The 16,139-nt window shown below is 72.6% G+C and carries 16 protein-coding genes; 12 read left to right on the forward strand and 4 right to left on the reverse strand.

The features are described 5' to 3' along the window. Positions 1-92: 92 nt before the first annotated feature. Entirely contained in the window at positions 93-1,037 is a 945-nt protein-coding gene (locus ACTT8P_RS06365) for a hypothetical protein (protein ID WP_442830536.1), read from the forward strand. Here the strand turns inward: ACTT8P_RS06365 and ACTT8P_RS06370 are convergent. Both ACTT8P_RS06370 and ACTT8P_RS06375 read right to left on the reverse strand, forming a co-directional pair. After that, positions 961-2,286 (reverse strand): D-arabinono-1,4-lactone oxidase, encoded by a 1,326-nt coding sequence (locus tag ACTT8P_RS06370; protein WP_442830537.1) that lies wholly within the window; start codon positions 2,284-2,286, stop codon positions 961-963. The two genes, ACTT8P_RS06365 and ACTT8P_RS06370, sit on opposite strands and share 77 nt — an antisense overlap. Further along, a complete protein-coding gene (locus tag ACTT8P_RS06375) occupies positions 2,240-3,484 on the reverse strand; it encodes an MFS transporter (RefSeq protein ID WP_442830538.1) in 1,245 nt (414 codons plus the stop codon). The genes ACTT8P_RS06370 and ACTT8P_RS06375 overlap by 47 nt, the downstream gene beginning before the upstream one ends. Before the next feature lie 177 nt (positions 3,485-3,661). Here ACTT8P_RS06375 and ACTT8P_RS06380 point away from each other — a divergent pair, with 177 nt between their 5' ends. Both ACTT8P_RS06380 and ACTT8P_RS06385 read left to right on the forward strand, forming a co-directional pair. Continuing rightward, entirely contained in the window at positions 3,662-4,789 is a 1,128-nt protein-coding gene (locus ACTT8P_RS06380; protein ID WP_442830539.1) for a ferrochelatase, read from the forward strand. Positions 4,790-4,809: 20 nt separating this feature from the next. After that, positions 4,810-5,634 (forward strand): inositol monophosphatase family protein, encoded by an 825-nt coding sequence (locus ACTT8P_RS06385; protein ID WP_442830579.1) that lies wholly within the window; start codon positions 4,810-4,812, stop codon positions 5,632-5,634. 94 nt (positions 5,635-5,728) lie between these two features. Here ACTT8P_RS06385 and ACTT8P_RS06390 read toward each other — a convergent pair whose 3' ends face one another. After that, on the reverse strand, positions 5,729-5,902 hold the full coding sequence (locus ACTT8P_RS06390; protein ID WP_361163076.1) for a hypothetical protein: 174 nt from the start codon (positions 5,900-5,902) through the stop codon (positions 5,729-5,731). Between the two features lie 653 nt (positions 5,903-6,555). Here ACTT8P_RS06390 and ACTT8P_RS06395 point away from each other — a divergent pair. The 4 genes from ACTT8P_RS06395 (at position 6,556) to ACTT8P_RS06410 (ending at position 10,100) form a co-directional block, all read left to right on the forward strand. Further along, positions 6,556-7,209, forward strand: coding sequence for a response regulator transcription factor (locus tag ACTT8P_RS06395; RefSeq protein ID WP_003993508.1), 654 nt, complete (start codon positions 6,556-6,558; stop codon positions 7,207-7,209). 6 nt (positions 7,210-7,215) lie between these two features. After that, the gene (locus tag ACTT8P_RS06400) at positions 7,216-8,445 is read left to right on the forward strand and encodes a sensor histidine kinase (protein WP_442830540.1); all 1,230 of its coding nucleotides are present in this window, start codon (positions 7,216-7,218) and stop codon (positions 8,443-8,445) included. A gap of 424 nt (positions 8,446-8,869) precedes the next feature. Further along, a complete protein-coding gene (locus ACTT8P_RS06405; protein ID WP_003993510.1) occupies positions 8,870-9,166 on the forward strand; it encodes a DUF4193 domain-containing protein in 297 nt (98 codons plus the stop codon). Positions 9,167-9,179: 13 nt separating this feature from the next. After that, entirely contained in the window at positions 9,180-10,100 is a 921-nt protein-coding gene (locus tag ACTT8P_RS06410; protein WP_442830541.1) for a hypothetical protein, read from the forward strand. On the opposite strand, the gene ACTT8P_RS06415 is transcribed toward ACTT8P_RS06410, so the two are convergent. Beyond that, on the reverse strand, positions 10,101-10,565 hold the full coding sequence (locus ACTT8P_RS06415) for a DUF3093 domain-containing protein (RefSeq protein ID WP_442830542.1): 465 nt from the start codon (positions 10,563-10,565) through the stop codon (positions 10,101-10,103). A gap of 66 nt (positions 10,566-10,631) precedes the next feature. Between ACTT8P_RS06415 and ACTT8P_RS06420 the strand changes: the two genes are divergently transcribed. The 5 genes from ACTT8P_RS06420 (at position 10,632) to ACTT8P_RS06440 (ending at position 16,114) form a co-directional block, all read left to right on the forward strand. After that, positions 10,632-11,216 (forward strand): PaaI family thioesterase, encoded by a 585-nt coding sequence (locus tag ACTT8P_RS06420; RefSeq protein WP_442830543.1) that lies wholly within the window; start codon positions 10,632-10,634, stop codon positions 11,214-11,216. Further along, on the forward strand, positions 11,213-11,764 hold the full coding sequence (gene dut, locus ACTT8P_RS06425) for a dUTP diphosphatase (protein WP_442830544.1): 552 nt from the start codon (positions 11,213-11,215) through the stop codon (positions 11,762-11,764). Before ACTT8P_RS06420 ends, dut begins: the two co-directional genes overlap by 4 nt. Before the next feature lies 1 nt (position 11,765). Further along, positions 11,766-12,521, forward strand: coding sequence for a DUF3710 domain-containing protein (locus ACTT8P_RS06430; RefSeq protein ID WP_442830545.1), 756 nt, complete (start codon positions 11,766-11,768; stop codon positions 12,519-12,521). Positions 12,522-12,791: 270 nt separating this feature from the next. After that, the gene (locus tag ACTT8P_RS06435) at positions 12,792-15,434 is read left to right on the forward strand and encodes an ATP-binding protein (protein ID WP_442830546.1); all 2,643 of its coding nucleotides are present in this window, start codon (positions 12,792-12,794) and stop codon (positions 15,432-15,434) included. Further along, positions 15,431-16,114 carry a response regulator gene (locus ACTT8P_RS06440; RefSeq protein ID WP_442830547.1) on the forward strand — a complete coding sequence of 228 codons (684 nt, stop codon included), beginning with the start codon at positions 15,431-15,433 and terminating at the stop codon, positions 16,112-16,114. Before ACTT8P_RS06435 ends, ACTT8P_RS06440 begins: the two co-directional genes overlap by 4 nt. Positions 16,115-16,139: the final 25 nt, after the last annotated feature.

A 16,139-nucleotide genomic window follows, 5' to 3' on the forward strand; every position in this document is an offset into this window, starting at 1 on the left:
ATCACCAGAAACGGAACTAAAGGTTTCGTCCGTACGTCCTCTTCTCGTGCAGTTGTCAGCTCACGTTCGGAAAAGACAGGCAAGGTCCGGTGATGCGGGAAAGGTCCGTTGACGAGGTCACGGAGAACGGCACGGCGAACAACACGCCGAACAGCACGGAGGACAAGGCGGAGGACAAGGCGGAGGACAAGGCGGAGGACAAGGCGGGGGACAAGGCGGGCAGGCGGATCGAGCTGAGCGTCCCCCAGGTCGCGGGCAGCGCCCTGGCGGCCGTGGTGGCCGCCAAACTGGCCGCCTCTTTCGGGGTGTACGGCACGATCCTCGGCGCCGGTGTGGTCAGCGTGGTCGCCACCTGCGGCGGCACGGTCTTCCAGCACTTCTTCCGGCGCACCGGCGAACAGCTGAAGGTCCGGCGCACCGCCGAGCAGCCCCGGGTGGCGGCGGTGTCCACGGTGTCCGGTCCCACGCCGCCGGGGGAGTTCGGCGCGGGCACGGTCTACCGCGCGCGGGTCAGGAGCTGGAAACGGCCGGTGATCGCCGCGGCCGTCGTCTTCGGCGTCACCATGGGCGGCATCACGGCCTACGAACTGATCACCGGTCACAACCTGAGCGGCGGCGGCAGTACGACGGTGAGCGACGCGCTCTCCGGTCACAACAGCTCCTCCTCGTCCGGCTCCGGCTCCGACTCCGACTCCGACTCCGGGGACTCGGACGACTCCGGCGGGACGGGTGACGACGGTTCCTCGCGGTCGCCCGACCCGGGGGAGTCCACCGGCACCGGTTCGGACGACGCCCCGGCCGCCACCCCGTCCGGGTCGGCGGACACCACCGACGAGGGCACGTCGTCGGACGGCGACTCGGCCGAGGACGGCGGCACGACCTCCGCCCCGACCCCCACGCCGGGCGACGGCGGCACCGCGACCCAGGACCAGGACCAGGACCAGGACTCCGGGGGGTCGACTACGACCCCAACACCCTCCGCAAGTGGTCGTTCCGAAACCGCCGGTCCGGGTCAAGACGATCCCGCAGCGCGGTGAACTCGCCGAAGCGCGGATACACCCGGGAGAGGTACTCCGCGTCCCGGGTGTGCACCTTCCCCCAGTGCGGCCGGCCCTCGTGCGCGGTGAAAATACGCTCGGCGGCGGTGAAGTAGGCGCGGTAGGGCGTGCCCCGGAACATGTGGACGGCGAGGTAGGCGGTGTCCCGGCCGGCGGCGGTGGACAGCGTGATGTCGTCGGCCGGGGCGGTGCGCACCTCGACCGGGAAGCTGATCCGCAGCCGGGAGCGGTCCACCATCGCCCTCAGCTCGCGCAGCGTCTCGACGACGGCCGCGCGCGGAACGGCGTACTCCATCTCCACGAACCGGACCCGGCGCGGTGAGGTGAAGACCTTGTACGGGAGGTCCGTGTACGTCCGCGCGGACAGCGCCCTGCTGGAGATCCGGGCGATCGACGGGATCGTGCCGGGGGCGGCGCGGCCGACCCAGTTGGCCGCCCGGAAGACGCCGTTGGAGAGGAACTCGTCCTCGTAGAGGCCGCGCAGCCGGCCCACCGGGCGCTGCGGGCCCGCGCTGCGGTTGTTGCGCTTGGTGTTGGTGTGGCCGGTGTGCGGGAACCAGTAGAACTCGAAGTGCTCGTTCTCCGCCCACAGTTCGTCGAACCGGCCCAGGACCTGGTCCAGCGGCATGGGTTCCTCCCGCGCGGTGAGCAGGAAGAGCGGTTCGACGGCGAAGGTGAGGGCGGTGACGACGCCCAGCGCGCCGAGGCCGACGCGGGCGGCGGCGAAGACGTCCGGGTTCTTCGCGCGGGAGCAGGTCAGGACGGAGCCGTCGGCGGTGACCAGTTCCAGGGCCCGGATCTGGGCGGCGATCGAGCCGGAGTCGCGGCCGGTGCCGTGGGTGCCGGTGCCCGCCGCCCCGGAGACGGTCTGCTCCATGATGTCGCCCATGTTGGCCAGCGACAGGCCCTCGCGCGCCAAGGCGAGGTTGAGCCGCCTGAGCGGTGTGCCGGCCTCCACCGTGACGGTCATCGCCTCGCGGTCGATGTGCCGGATGCCGGTCAGCAGGTGCGGACGTATCAGCACCCCGTCGGTGGCCGCTATGGAGGTGAACGAGTGCCCGCTGCCCACGGCCTTGACCGGCAGGCCGTCCTCGGCGGCCCGGCGGACCGCCTCGGCCAGTTCCGGCACGGAGGCCGGGGCGACCTCCCGCGCGGGGCGAGCCGTGACGTTGCCGCCCCAGTTACGCCATGTGCCGCTCCTGCCGCTCCCGCTCGCTGTGCTGCTCAACGACGCCTCCCCGACCCGCGGCCGGCCGCTTGAGCCGGCGGAACCCGAGGAAACCGACCGTCAGCGCGACGGCACCGGCCACGGCCGGCACCCCGTACCCGGCGCTCGCCCCCGCCGCGTCGATCACCCAGCCGCCCGCGGCGGAGCCGAGCGCGACGCCGACCGCGAGGCCGGTGCTCACCCAGGTCATCCCCTCGGTGAGCTGTGCGCGTGGTACGTGCTCTTCGATGAGGGACATCGTCGTGATCATCGTCGGAGCGATGGACAGGCCCGCCACGAACAGCGCCACGGCCAGAGACGGCAGGTTTCCGACCAGTAGGGGAGGGATCATACTCACGGCCATCGCGCAGACACCCAGCAGCCAGCGGCGGGCGGGCGGCCCCGCGAAGCGCAGCAGCCCGAACACCATGCCCGCCACGCAGGACCCGGCCGCATAGACGGCGAGGACCAGGCTGGCGGCCGCCTTGTGCCCCTCCTGCTCGGCGAAGGCCACGGTGACCACGTCGATCGACCCGAAGATCGCGCCGGTGGCCACGAAGGTGCCGACGAAGACCTGGAGCCCCCTGGAGCGCAGCGCGCTGCCCGCGCCGCCGCGGCCGCGCGGGTGCGGTTCGGGCTCGGTGCCGCGCTGCGCGGTCAGCCAGAAGACACCGGCCGCCAGGAAGCAGGCGGCCAGCAGCGGACCGGCCTCCGGGAACCAGGCCGTGGACAGGCCGATGGAGATGATCGGTCCGAAGATGAAGCAGACCTCGTCGACCACCGATTCGAAGCTGTACGCGGTGTGCAGCTTCGGCGTGCCCCGGTACAGGGCCGCCCAGCGGGCCCGCACCATGGCGCCGAGGCTCGGTACGCAGCCGATGCCGACGCACCACACGAACAGCAGCCACTCGGGCCACCGGAAGTGCGCGGTGAGCAGCAGCCCGGCCGCCGCGGTCAGCGAGACCAGGGTGGCGGGTCGCAGCACCCGCCGCTGCCCGTACTGGTCCACCAGCCGCGAGACCTGCGGGCCGCACCCGGCTGCGGCCAGCGCGATGGTGGCGGAGAGTGCCCCGGCCAGCCCGTACTCCCCGGTGAGCTGCGAGACCATGGTCACCACGCCGATGCCCATCATCGACAGGGGCATCCGGCCGACGAAGCCCGCGGCGGAGAAACCCCTGGAGCCGGGGGCGGCGAACAGAGCGCGGTAGGGGCTGGGCAACGGGGTCTCCGGGAAGCGGCTCGGCGAGGACGGCCCACCTCACGTCGGTAAGGTCCGTATACAACCTGTAGAGCTTACTTGCCGGTCGGCCCGGGCGCACCCGTCCGGACCAGCCGGAGCGGGCTGACACCCCCCGCCGTGACCCGGCTGTCAGTGCCAGGTGGCAGGATCGGGACCATGCCAGACGTGCTCGATGCCACCCCCTACGACGCCCTGCTCCTGCTCTCGTTCGGCGGCCCGGAAGGACCCGACGACGTGGTCCCGTTCCTGGAGAACGTGACGCGCGGCCGGGGCATCCCCACCGAACGCCTGAAGGAGGTCGGACAGCACTACTTCCTGTTCGGCGGCGTCAGCCCGATCAACGACCAGAACCGCGCCCTGCTGGACGCCCTGCGGGGGGACTTCGCCGAGCACGGCCTCGAGCTGCCGGTCTACTGGGGCAACCGCAACTGGGCGCCCTACCTGACCGACACCCTGCGCGAGATGGTCCGCGACGGACACCGCCGCATCCTCGTCCTCGCCACCAGCGCGTACGCCTCCTACTCCGGCTGCCGCCAGTACCGGGAGAACCTCGCGGACGCCCTGGCCACCCTCCAGGAGGAGGGCCTGGAGCTGCCGAAGATCGACAAGCTGCGGCACTACTTCAACCACCCGGGCTTCATCGAGCCGATGGTCGACGGGCTGGTGCGGTCCCTGAACGACCTTCCCGAAGAGGTCCGGGACGGCGCGCACATCGCCTTCAGCACCCACTCCATCCCGACCTCCGCAGCCGACACCTCCGGCCCGCTGCCGGAGCACGGCGACGGCGGCGCGTACGTGCGTCAGCACCTGGACGTGGCCCAGCTGATCGCCGACGCCGTCCGCGAGCGCACCGGCGTCGACCGGCCCTGGCAGCTCGTCTACCAGTCCCGTTCCGGCGCCCCGCACATCCCGTGGCTGGAGCCGGACATCTGCGACCACCTGGAGGAGCGGCACGCGGCCGGGGCGCCGGCCGTCGTGATGGCCCCCATCGGCTTCGTCTCCGACCACATGGAGGTCCTCTACGACCTCGACACGGAGGCCACCGCCAAGGCCGCGGAGCTGGGGCTGCCGGTGCGCCGCTCGGCCACCGTCGGCGCCGACCCGCGGTTCGCCGCCGCGATCCGGGACATGATCCTGGAGCGGGCCGCCGCGGAGCAGGGGCGGAGCGTCGCACCGTGCGCCCTGGGCGCGCTGGGCGCGAGCCACAACGTCTGCCCGGCGGGCTGCTGCCCGGCCCGCGTCGCCCGCCCCGCCGCCGCGGGCGCCGACAGCCCCTACGCGTGAGGAACCCTGTGACCAGCCCCGTGACCGACGCGACCGACCCGCTGCACGCCGAACTCCTGGAGCTCGCCCGGGAGGCCGCCCGCCGCGCGGGCGAGCTGCTGCGCGACGGACGCCCCGCCGACCTCGCGGTCGCCGCCACCAAGTCCAGCCCGATCGACGTGGTCACCGAGATGGACATCGCGGCCGAGAAGCTGATCACCACGGTGATCGCCGACCGTCGCCCGGCCGACGGCTTCCTCGGCGAGGAGGGCGCCGCCGCCGAGGGCACCAGCGGCGTGCGCTGGGTGATCGATCCGCTCGACGGCACGGTGAACTATCTGTACGGGCTGCCCACCTGGTCCGTCTCCATCGCCGCCGAGCAGGACGGCGAGACCGTCGCCGGGGTGGTCGCGGCGCCGATGCGCGGCGAGACGTACCACGCGGTGCGCGGCGGCGGAGCCTGGGCGACCGGCTCCTGGGACGGCGAGCGCCGACTGACCTGCCGGCCCGCGCCGCCACTGGACCAGGCCCTGGTCTCCACCGGGTTCAACTACGTCGCCGAGGTCCGCACCCACCAGGCGGAGGTCGCCCGGCAGCTGATCCCCAGACTGCGGGACATCCGGCGCGGCGGCTCGGCCGCGGTCGACCTGTGCGACCTGGCCGCCGGGCGCCTGGACGGGTACTACGAGCGCGGGCTGCACCCCTGGGACCGTGCCGCCGGTGACCTCATCGCCCGGGAGGCGGGCGCGCTGACCGGCGGACGCCCCGGTGAGCGGCCCACGGACGACCTGACGGTCGCCGCCGTGCCGGGCGTCTTCGAGCCCCTCCAGCGGCTCCTGGAGGACCTGGGCGCCTGGCACGACTGAGCCCCTTCGGCACCGTGCCGCACAGCACTCACCCCCGGCGCTGGATTCGCCGGGGGTGAGTGCCGGTGCGGGTGCGGTACGAGTCGCCGGGCGGTCAGCCGCTGGTCGCGGTGACCTCCACGCCGTGCTCGGCGGCGAGGCGGCGGAGGTCGTCCAGCTCGCCGAGCTCCACCTCGACGAGGAAGTCGTCCCCCTCGTCACGAGCCCGGGTCAGGTCGGACTCGGTCGCCTTTATGCGCTGCAGAAGTCCTGTGGTGAATGCGTCCATGCTGCGCCCCCTCGTCCTGGGTCGTGGGTCGGTGGCACGGGGGTGTGCCGTTCGGAAGGGGCGATCACGTCTCGAAGGTGCCCAGCGCCGCGCGGCCGGGCGGCGACGGTGCCGGACACCCACGCCCGCCCTGCGGCGAACGGTCGCTGCGCACCGCTGGACGTGCGGTACAGGCAGAGCGTGATCGCGGGGTGTAAAGCCGTCCTCCCCCAGCTCCCTTCCGCGGAAACCTCAACCGTCCGAGAAAATCTCGCATTCCCGTTCGGACCCGCTTTCTCCTCCGGCCCTTCCGCCCCGCCCACCGGGGCGCGCGCCGGGACCCGCGCCGGTCGTCCGCCGGTCGTCCGCCGGGCGGTCGCCGAGCCGTCGTCGGGTTGTCGTCGAGGCCGCGCCGACGGTCTCCGACAGTCTGCGTCGGGTGCCCGCGCCGGGGTGCCTCCGGGGCCGGGACCGGCCTCCCACGGGCGCTCGCGCCGGGACCGGTCCCGAAGGGCCCGCGACCGGGCGGCCGTTCCCCCGCCCGTCCCGGGCCCCGGCCGCCTTACAGCCGACTTATGGCCGAAAAGGGCAGGATGGAGGTCAACACACCCACCAGGCCCTGCCCGCGTGCGCCCGCCAGGCGTCGCCGGGCGGACAGAGGAAGGACAAGCGACGTGCGCGTACTCGTCGTCGAGGACGAGCAGCTGCTCGCCGATGCGGTGGCCACCGGACTGCGCCGGGAGGCCATGGCCGTCGACGTCGTGTACGACGGTGCGGCCGCCCTCGAGCGCATCGGCGTCAACGACTACGACGTGGTCGTCCTCGACCGCGACCTCCCCCTCGTGCACGGCGACGACGTCTGCCGCAAGATCGTCGAGCTCGGCATGCCCACCAGGGTGCTGATGCTCACGGCCTCCGGCGACGTCAGCGACCGGGTCGAGGGGCTGGAGATCGGCGCCGACGACTATCTGCCCAAGCCGTTCGCGTTCAGCGAGCTGATCGCCCGCGTCCGCGCGCTGGGCCGGCGTACCAGCGTGCCGCTGCCGCCGGTGCTGGAGCGCGCCGGGATCAAGCTCGACCCGAACCGCCGCGAGGTCTTCCGGGACGGCAAGGAGGTGCAGCTCGCGCCGAAGGAGTTCGCCGTCCTGGAGGTGCTGATGCGCAGCGAGGGCGCGGTCGTCTCGGCCGAGCAGCTGCTGGAGAAGGCCTGGGACGAGAACACCGACCCGTTCACCAATGTCGTCCGGGTGACCGTGATGACCCTGCGCCGCAAGCTCGGCGAGCCCCCGGTGATCGTCACCGTGCCCGGCTCCGGCTACCGGATCTGATCGCCCGTGGCAGCGTCCCCGGCGCCCCCGCAGGCGCCCCCGAAACCCACCTGGGACCCGCCCTCGGCCGCTCCCTTCCCGTGGCTGCGCCCCACCATCCGGATACGGCTCACGCTGCTGTACGGCGGTATGTTCCTGATCGCCGGCATCGTGCTGCTGTCGATCATCTACCTGCTGGCGGCCCAGGCCCTGAACGTGGGCAGTGACCTGCCCTTCAAGATCACCTCGGGCAGTGTCACCAGCGACACGTGCAATCTGCCCACCAAGGCGTCGCCCGAGGTCTTCAACACGGCGATGAACGACTGCGTCAACGAGCAGCGCCAGCACGCCCTGGACAGCCTGCTCAGCCGCTCACTGCTGGCCCTGCTCGGCCTCGCGGTGATCGCCTTCGCGTTCGGCTACGCCATGGCCGGCCGGGTGCTGTCGCCGCTGGGCCGGATCACCCGTACCGCCCGCGCGGTGGCCGGCTCCGACCTGTCCCGCCGGATCGAGCTGGACGGCCCGGACGACGAGCTCAAGGAGCTGGCGGACACCTTCGACGAGATGCTGGAGCGCCTCCAGCGCGCCTTCACCGCCCAGCAGCGCTTCGTCGGCAACGCCTCGCACGAGCTGCGCACCCCTCTCGCCATCAACCGCACGCTGCTGGAGGTCCACCTCTCCGACCCCGGCGCCCCGGTGGAGCTCCAGCAGCTCGGCAAGACCCTGCTGGCCACCAACGAGCGCAGCGAGCAGCTCGTCGAGGGCCTGCTGCTGCTCGCCCGCAGCGACAACCAGATCGTCGAGCGGGGGCCCGTCGACCTCGCCGAGGTCGCCACCCAGGCCGTCGACCAGACGCACGCCGAGGCCGAGGCCAAGGGCGTGGAGCTGCGCGGCCGGCGCGCGCCCGCCGTCGTCCAGGGCAACGGCGTGCTGCTGGAGCGCATCGCCCTGAACCTCGTACAGAACGCGGTGCGGTACAACATCGCCGAGGGCGGCTGGGTCGAGGTCACCACCGAGGTGGAGCACGGTCTGGCGGTGCTCGTGGTGACGAACACCGGGCCGGTGGTGCCGGCGTACGAGATCGACAACATCTTTGAGCCGTTCCGGCGGCTGCGCACCGAGCGGACCGGCAGCGACAAGGGCGTCGGCCTCGGGCTGTCCATCGTGCGTTCCGTGGCCCGGGCGCACGGCGGCCACATCTACGCCCAGCCGCGCGAGGGGGGAGGACTCGTGATGAGAGTGACCCTGCCGGTCTGAGGCGGCCCGCCGATCTGAGATCATGGCGCCGATCGCCGCCCCGAGGGTCCGGGCTTGTTCGCTTTGCGCGGAATTTTCGGACCGCCGCTCCGGTGCTCGCGTGTGTGATCGATCACAACGAGGCTTTTCCAGCCATCTACTCTCCGTGATCAAGAAACCCGCCGGAAAGCCGGGAAAGTCCGGGTTTTCAGGTGTCTTGATCACGGGAAGTACACGGTGAGACGCCTTTGGCGTGCGGTATCGGGACCGTGTACGGTCCCCATCGCCATCCAAGCCGATCACTCGAGCAGAGTCCGGTTGGGTGTCGATTGAGTAACAGACCTTGATGTGAGGCAAAATCTCCGCCTCGGGTCGGGCACAAGTCCGGCCTCTCACGCGTTACGTGCGCTGGAGACACCGCAGACACCCAGAGGGGGAGAGCGACATGGCAACCGATTACGACACTCCACGCAAGACCGACGACGACGTCGACTCGGACAGCCTCGAAGAGCTGAAGGCTCGCCGGAACGACAAGTCGGCCTCGGCCGTGGACGTCGACGAGTTCGAGGCCGCCGAAGGCCTCGAGCTTCCCGGAGCCGACCTCTCGAACGAGGAGCTGGCAGTCCGAGTACTGCCCAAGCAGCAGGACGAGTTCACTTGCATGAGCTGCTTCCTGGTGCACCACCGCAGCCAGCTGGCCCGGGAGAAGAACGGCCAGCCGATCTGCCGCGACTGCGACTGAGGCGGGGTCGGCCGTGACTGGCTCGACCCCTCCCTGGAAGCGCCGCTTCTCCAAGCGAGGAGCGGACCAAGGGCCGCCCGGCGGCCCGTACCGCGCGCGTGACGAAGAGCGGGGCCCGACCCTCCCGGGGACGGCCTCGCTCGGACCGGCTGCCGACCGGACTGACCTCCCGGTGCCGGTGCCGACCCCCGCGCCCGCTGCCCGACGCCGGGCGGCGGTGCTGCGGGAGAAGGCGACCGAAGGCGTCCGCAAGGGCGGCGACCGTGCCAGGGCGGCCCTGGCGCACCTCGCCGACCGCGTCATCGAGATCGCCCCGCGGGTCCCCGTACGGGACCTTCCCACGCTTCGTCGGCAGTTCCCCGGCCTCGGGCCCGAGGAGCTGGCCGACCGGCTGGTGGCCGGTGCCACCAGGGCCACGGCGACCGTCGGCGCGGGGGTCGGCGCGGCGGCGATGCTGCCCGTGCCGCCCGCCATGCCGACCGAGCTGGCCGCGGAGGTGACCGGCGTCGCGGCCATCGAGCTGAAGCTGATCGCCGAGCTGCACGAGGTCTACGGCCTGCGCCCGCCCGGCTCCCGCGCCCAGCGCAGCACCGCGTATCTGAACTCCTGGTCCGACGAGCGCGGCATCGACGTGACCAAGCCGTCGACGTTCGGCACGGCTCTGAACGGCCACATGAAGCGCCAGCTGCGCCAGCAGATCATGAAGCGGATGGTGCGCAACCTGCCCAACCTGATGCCGTTCATGGTCGGCGCCGCCGTCGGCGCGGTGCTGAACCGCAGAGACACCCACAAGCTCGCCGCCCGCATCAGGGCCGACCTGCGCAAGATCCAGGTGCCCTGGGAGGCGCTGCCCGCCCTGCCGCCCCTGGAGACCCCGCCGGACGCGCTGGAACTGGACCCGGGCGACCGGCCCGGGCCGCAGGACGGCCGCTGACTACGCGGCGGTGGCCCTCGCCGCTTCCAGTGCCTCGGCCAGCAGCTCCGGCTCCCGGGTCGACAGATACAGGTACGGCGTCGGGTCGTCGGGGTCGGTGACCTCGACCCGCAGCGCGGTCGGGATGTACGCCCGCAGCAGCAGGAAGGCGCGGGTGTCCGCCTTGTACGTACGCCAGGCGCGGGCCTCCTCCGCGTCCATCACCGTCGCCTCGCCCAGCGCCGTGACCGGGATCTTCGCCTCGCCCGCGATCAGCGAACCGCCCACCACCCGGATCCGCACCGAGCCGTACGAACTGGTGACGACCGCCGCCGCGGCCGTACCGCAGGCCAGGCCGCCGAGGATCGGCAGGGTGCCGAACGGCACCAGGACGATGGCGATCGCGAGACCCACCAGGAAGCACAGCAGCCACGCGGAGCGGGGCGCGGTGAGGCGTTCTTCGTACGGGGCGGCGGAGAGCTGCATGGAGCCAAGCTTGGCACGGGTTCCGAGCGGGGCCGCAGCCAGGGCGGAGAGGTAAGGTCTGCGCCTGTGAGTGGTACTTCCCCGGCCCTTCAGCCCCCCGCCGACGCAGTCCGGCCCGTACGGCACCCCGACGCCCCCGCGCCCGGCGAACTGCTCGGCGCCCATTACGGACAGTGCTTCGGCTGCGGCGGCGAGCAGCCGCACGGACTGCACCTGGCGGCGCGGGCCGGCGAGGGCGTGACGATCACCGCCGAGTTCACCGTGCAGCCCGCCCACCAGGGCGCCCCGGGGCTCGCGCACGGCGGGGTGCTGGCCAGCGCCCTGGACGAGACGCTCGGCTCGCTCGGCTGGCTGCTGCGCACCATCGCGGTGACCGGACGGCTGGAGACCGACTTCCTGCTGCCGGTGCCGGTCGGCACCACCCTGTACCTGGCGGCCGAGGTCACCGCGGTGGCCGGCCGCAAGATCTACTCCACCGCCACCGGCCGGATCGGCGGCCCGGACGGCCCGGTCGCGGTCCGCGCGGACGCCCTCTTCGTCGAGGTCAAGGTCGAGCACTTCACCGACCACGGCCGCCCCGAGGAGATCCGGGCCGCGATGGACGACCCGGACCAGGTCCGCCGGGCCCGCGCCTTCGAGGTGAACCCGTGAGCCGCGCCCCGCTGGAGGTGCTGCTGCGACGGGTCGATCCGGACGTACCGCTGCCGGCGTACGAGCACCCCGGTGACGCGGGCGCCGATCTGCGCACCACCGTCGGGTGCGAGCTGGCCCCCGGTGAGCGGGCCGTGCTGCCGACAGGGGTGTCGGTGGCCCTCCCGGAGGGGTACGCGGCCTTCGTGCACCCCCGTTCCGGCCTCGCGGCCCGCTGCGGTGTCGCCCTCGTGAATGCCCCGGGGACGATTGATGCCGGGTACCGTGGGGAGATCAAGGTGATCGTGGTGAATCTCGACCCGCGCGAGGCCGTGCGGTTCGAGCGCTTCGACCGGATTGCCCAACTGGTCGTCCAGCAGGTCGAGAGGGTCCGCTTCCGCCAGGTCGCGGAACTTCCCGATTCGGCACGGGCCGAGGGGGGCTTCGGGTCCACCGGCGGGCACGCCGGCGCGGACCCGGCAAGCGGCACAAGCGGTCGGGCCGTCACAGGCGGCCCGGCGGGTGGGAATCGATACGCTTCGGTCGTATCCGACCGGGAAGGACAGTGACGTGTTCGGACGTCGCAAGAAGAAGGGTGCCGCCGAGGACGCGGCCGGCGAGGCCGAGCAGGTCGTCGACAGCGTCGACACCGAGGCGGACGACGAGGGCACCCGGGTCCGGCTGGAGCCGGAGCCGCGGCCCGACGGGCCCTGGGACAGCACCGAGGTACGCGACCCGGTCGAGGGCCGGGTGGACCTCGGCGGCCTGTTCGTGCCCGGCGTCGACGGCATGGAGCTGCGGGTGGAGGTCGCGGGCGACGCGATCGTCGCCGCCACCGTCGTACTGCGCGACAGCGCCGTCCAGCTCCAGGCGTTCGCCGCCCCCAAGCGCGAGGGCATCTGGGGCGAGGTCCGCGAGGAGATCGCCACCGGCATCACCCAGCAGGGCGGCATCATCGATGAGGTCGAGGGCCCGCTCGGCTGGGAGCTGCGGGCCCAGGTCCCGGTCAAGCTGCCGGACGGCACCGGCGGCTTCCAGGTCGTACGGTTCGTCGGCGTGGACGGTCCCCGCTGGTTCCTGCGCGGTGTGATCTCCGGGCAGGGCGCGGTGCAGCCGCAGGCGGCCGGTCTGCTGGAGCAGATCTTCCGGGACACGGTCGTGGTCCGCGGCGAGGGCCCGATGGCGCCCCGCGACCCGATCGTCCTGAAGCTGCCGAACGACGCGCAGATGGTCCCCGAGGGGGTCCAGCAGGAAGAGGGCGGCTCCCGTTTCGCCGGCGGCATGGGGCAGCTTCAGCGCGGGCCGGAGATCACCGAGGTGCGGTGACCCTCGCGGGGCGGCCGCGGGCGGTTCGTGGTCGCTCGCGCCCGCGCGGCGAAGCCGCACCTCGACACAGCCCCGCGCCCCTTGAGGGGCGCGTCTTGGCGGCCTGCGTCGAAAGGGCTGTGCCCCGCCGGGGTGCGGCCCTTTGTCGTCGGCGGCGCGTCAGGGTTGCGTCAAAGACGTTGCCGGCGCCGCCATCGGTCCGATGTGACCGGGCCGGCAGCCGTAGGGTCGACGCTGCGTGGTCACAGTGCGGCGGAAGACAATGAGGACATGGGACGCGGCAGGCTTCGGATCTACCTCGGCGCGGCGCCGGGCGTCGGCAAGACCTACGCCATGCTGTCCGAGGCGCACCGGCGGGTGGAGCGCGGTACCGACTGCGTGGTGGCGTTCGTGGAGCACCACGGCCGGTCGCGCACCGAGGTGATGCTGCGCGGCCTGGAGCAGGTGCCGCGCCGGGAGCTGGAGTACCGCGGCACCCGCTTCGAGGAGATGGACCTGGACGCGGTGCTGGCCCGCCGCCCCCGGGTGGCCCTGGTGGACGAACTGGCCCACACCAACGTCCCCGGCGCGCGCAACGCCAAGCGCTGGCAGGACGTCGAGGAACTGCTGGCCGCCGGAATCGACGTGATCTCCACCGTCAACATCCAGCACCTGGAGTCGCTGGGCGACGTCGTGGAGTCGATCACCGGCGTGCGGCAGCGGGAGACCGTGCCGGACGAGGTGGTGCGCCGGGCCGGCCAGATCGAACTGGTCGACATGGAGCCCGAGGCGCTGCGCCGCCGCATGGCGCACGGCAACGTCTACCAGCCCGACAAGGTCGACGCGGCCCTGTCGAACTACTTCCGCCCCGGCAACCTCACCGCCCTGCGGGAGCTGGCCCTGCTGTGGGTGGCCGACCGGGTCGACGCGTATCTGAAGCAGTACCGCAGCGACCACCGGGTGTCGAAGATCTGGGGCTCGCGGGAGCGGATCGTGGTCGGGCTGACCGGCGGCCCGGAAGGGCGGACGCTGATCCGGCGGGCCGCGCGGCTCGCCGAGAAGGGCGCCGGCGGCGAGGTGCTGGCCGTCTACATAGCCCGCAGCGACGGGCTGACCTCCGCCTCCCCGAAGGAACTGGCGGTGCAGCGCACCCTGGTCGAGGACCTCGGCGGCACCTTCCACCACGTGGTCGGCGACGACATACCGGCCGCCCTGCTGGACTTCGCGCGCGGCGTCAACGCCACCCAGATCGTGCTGGGCTCCTCCCGGCGCAAGACCTGGCAGTACGTCTTCGGACCCGGCGTCGGCACCACGGTGGCCCGCGAGTCGGGACCCGACCTGGACGTGCACATCGTCACCCACGAGGAGGTCGCCAAGGGCCGCGGACTGCCCGTCGCCCGCGGCGCCCGGCTGGGCCGATGGCGGCTGCTGTGGGGCTGGCTCGCCGGCATCGGCGGCCCGCTCCTGCTGACCCCCCTGCTGGACAGCGTCCACCTCGGGCTCGCCAACGACGTGCTGCTCTACCTGGCGCTCACCGTCGCGGCCGCGCTGCTCGGCGGCCTCTACCCGGCGCTCGCCTCGGCCGCGGTCGGCTCCCTGCTGCTGAACTGGTTCTTCACCCCGCCGGTCAACCGCATCACCATCTCCGACCCCAAGAACATCATCGCCCTGGCCATATTCGTCGGCGTCGCGCTCTCGGTGGCCTCGGTCGTCGACCTGGCGGCCCGGCGCACCCACCAGGCGGCCCGGTTGCGCGCCGAGTCCGAGATCCTCTCCTTCCTGGCCGGCGACGTGCTGCGCGGCGAGACCAGCCTGGAAGCCCTGCTGGAACGGGTCCGGGAGACCTTCGGCCTGGAATCCGCCGCCCTGCTGGAGCGCGAGAGCGACGTGGCGCCCTGGACCTGCGCCGGCCGGGCCGGCAGCGGACCACCGGTCGAACGCCCCGAGGACGCCGACGTGGACATGCCGATCGGAGACCACATGGCGCTGGCGCTCACCGGCCGGGTGCTGCCCGCCGAGGACCGCCGGGTGCTGGCCGCCTTCGCCGCCCAGGCCGCCGTCGTACTGGACCGGCGGCGGCTGCGCGCGGAGGCCGACCAGGCCCGCACCCTGGCCGAGGGCAACCGCATCCGCACCGCCCTGCTGGCCGCCGTCAGCCATGATCTGCGGACCCCGCTGGCCGGCATCAAGGCGGCCGTCTCCAGCCTCCGGTCCGACGACGTGGCCTGGTCCGAGGAGGACCAGGCCGAACTGCTCGAAGGCATCGAGGAGGGCGCCGACCGCCTCGACCACCTGGTGGGCAACCTGCTCGACATGTCCCGCCTCCAGACCGGCACGGTCACCCCGCTGATCCGCGAGATCGACCTCGACGAGGTGGTGCCGATGGCGCTGGTCGGCGTGCCCGAGGCAGAGGTCGGGCTGGACATCCCCGAGACGCTGCCCATGGTCGCCGTCGACCCGGGGCTGCTGGAGCGGTCGGTGGCCAACCTGGTGGAGAACGCCGTCAAGTACAGCCCGCCCGGTGGCAGCGTCCTGGTGGCCGCCAGCGCCCTCGGGGACCGGGTCGAGGTCCGGATCGCCGACCGGGGGCCCGGCGTGCCGGACGAGGCCAAGGACCGCATATTCGAACCCTTCCAGCGGTACGGGGACGCCCCGCGCGGTGCCGGTGTCGGGCTCGGCCTGGCCGTCGCCCGCGGCTTCGCCGAGGCGATGGGCGGCACCCTCGACGCCGAGGACACCCCCGGCGGCGGCCTCACGATGGTCCTCACCGTCCGCGCGGCGGGGCCGGCGGCCGCGCGGTCCCGCGGCGTCGCCTGCGCAGAAGGCTCCGAAGGCCGCGTAGAAGGCCCTGCAGAAGGCCGAGTAGAAGGCCCTGCAGAAGGCCGCGCAGAAGGCCGCGTAGAAGGCCCCGTAGAAAGGCAGGCTGCCCGATGACCCGGGTGCTCGTGATCGACGACGAGCCGCAGATCGTGCGGGCCCTCGTGATCAACCTCAAGGCGCGGCACTACGAGGTCGACGCCGCCCACGACGGCGCGACCGCGCTGGAGCTGGCCGCGAGCCGGCACCCCGACGTGATCGTCCTGGACCTGGGCCTGCCCGACCTGGACGGCGTCGAGGTGATCAAGGGACTGCGCGGCTGGACCCGGGTGCCGATCCTGGTGCTGTCCGCCCGGCACTCCTCCGACGAGAAGGTGGAGGCACTGGACGCGGGCGCCGACGACTACGTCACCAAGCCGTTCGGCATGGACGAACTGCTGGCCCGGCTGCGGGCCGCGGTGCGCCGGGCCGAACCGGTGCCCGGCGGCACCGACGAGGTGGTCGTGGACACCGCCGACTTCAGCGTCGACCTGGCCGCCAAGAAGGTCGTCCGGGGCGGGAAGGACGTACGGCTGACCCCGACCGAATGGCATCTGCTGGAGGTGCTGGTGCGCAACACCGGGCGGCTGGTCAGCCAGAAGCAGCTGCTCCAGGAGGTGTGGGGGCCGTCGTACGGCACGGAGACGAACTACCTGCGGGTCTACATGGCGCAGTTGCGCCGCAAGCTGGAGGCGGACCCCGCCCATCCACGGCACTTCGTCACCGAGCCGGGGATGGGCTACCGGTTCGAGAAGTGACCCTTCCGGTTGCGCGCCCAGCGGA

Origin of the sequence: Streptomyces sp. JW3, assembly GCF_052216785.1 — a bacterium.
In the GTDB taxonomy this organism is placed as follows: domain Bacteria; phylum Actinomycetota; class Actinomycetes; order Streptomycetales; family Streptomycetaceae; genus Streptomyces.

Excerpts from the sequence above, each read along its gene's own strand:
- ACTT8P_RS06435 (WP_442830546.1), top strand. The coding sequence starts at position 12,792 with ATGGGACGCGGCAGGCTTCGGATCTACCTCGGCGCGGCGCCGGGCGTC.
- ACTT8P_RS06405 (WP_003993510.1), top strand. The coding sequence starts at position 8,870 with ATGGCAACCGATTACGACACTCCACGCAAGACCGACGACGACGTCGAC.
- ACTT8P_RS06365 (WP_442830536.1), top strand. The coding sequence starts at position 93 with ATGCGGGAAAGGTCCGTTGACGAGGTCACGGAGAACGGCACGGCGAAC.
- ACTT8P_RS06440 (WP_442830547.1), top strand. The coding sequence starts at position 15,431 with ATGACCCGGGTGCTCGTGATCGACGACGAGCCGCAGATCGTGCGGGCC.
- ACTT8P_RS06415 (WP_442830542.1), bottom strand. The coding sequence starts at position 10,565 with ATGCAGCTCTCCGCCGCCCCGTACGAAGAACGCCTCACCGCGCCCCGC.
- ACTT8P_RS06380 (WP_442830539.1), top strand. The coding sequence starts at position 3,662 with ATGCCAGACGTGCTCGATGCCACCCCCTACGACGCCCTGCTCCTGCTC.
- ACTT8P_RS06390 (WP_361163076.1), bottom strand. The coding sequence starts at position 5,902 with ATGGACGCATTCACCACAGGACTTCTGCAGCGCATAAAGGCGACCGAG.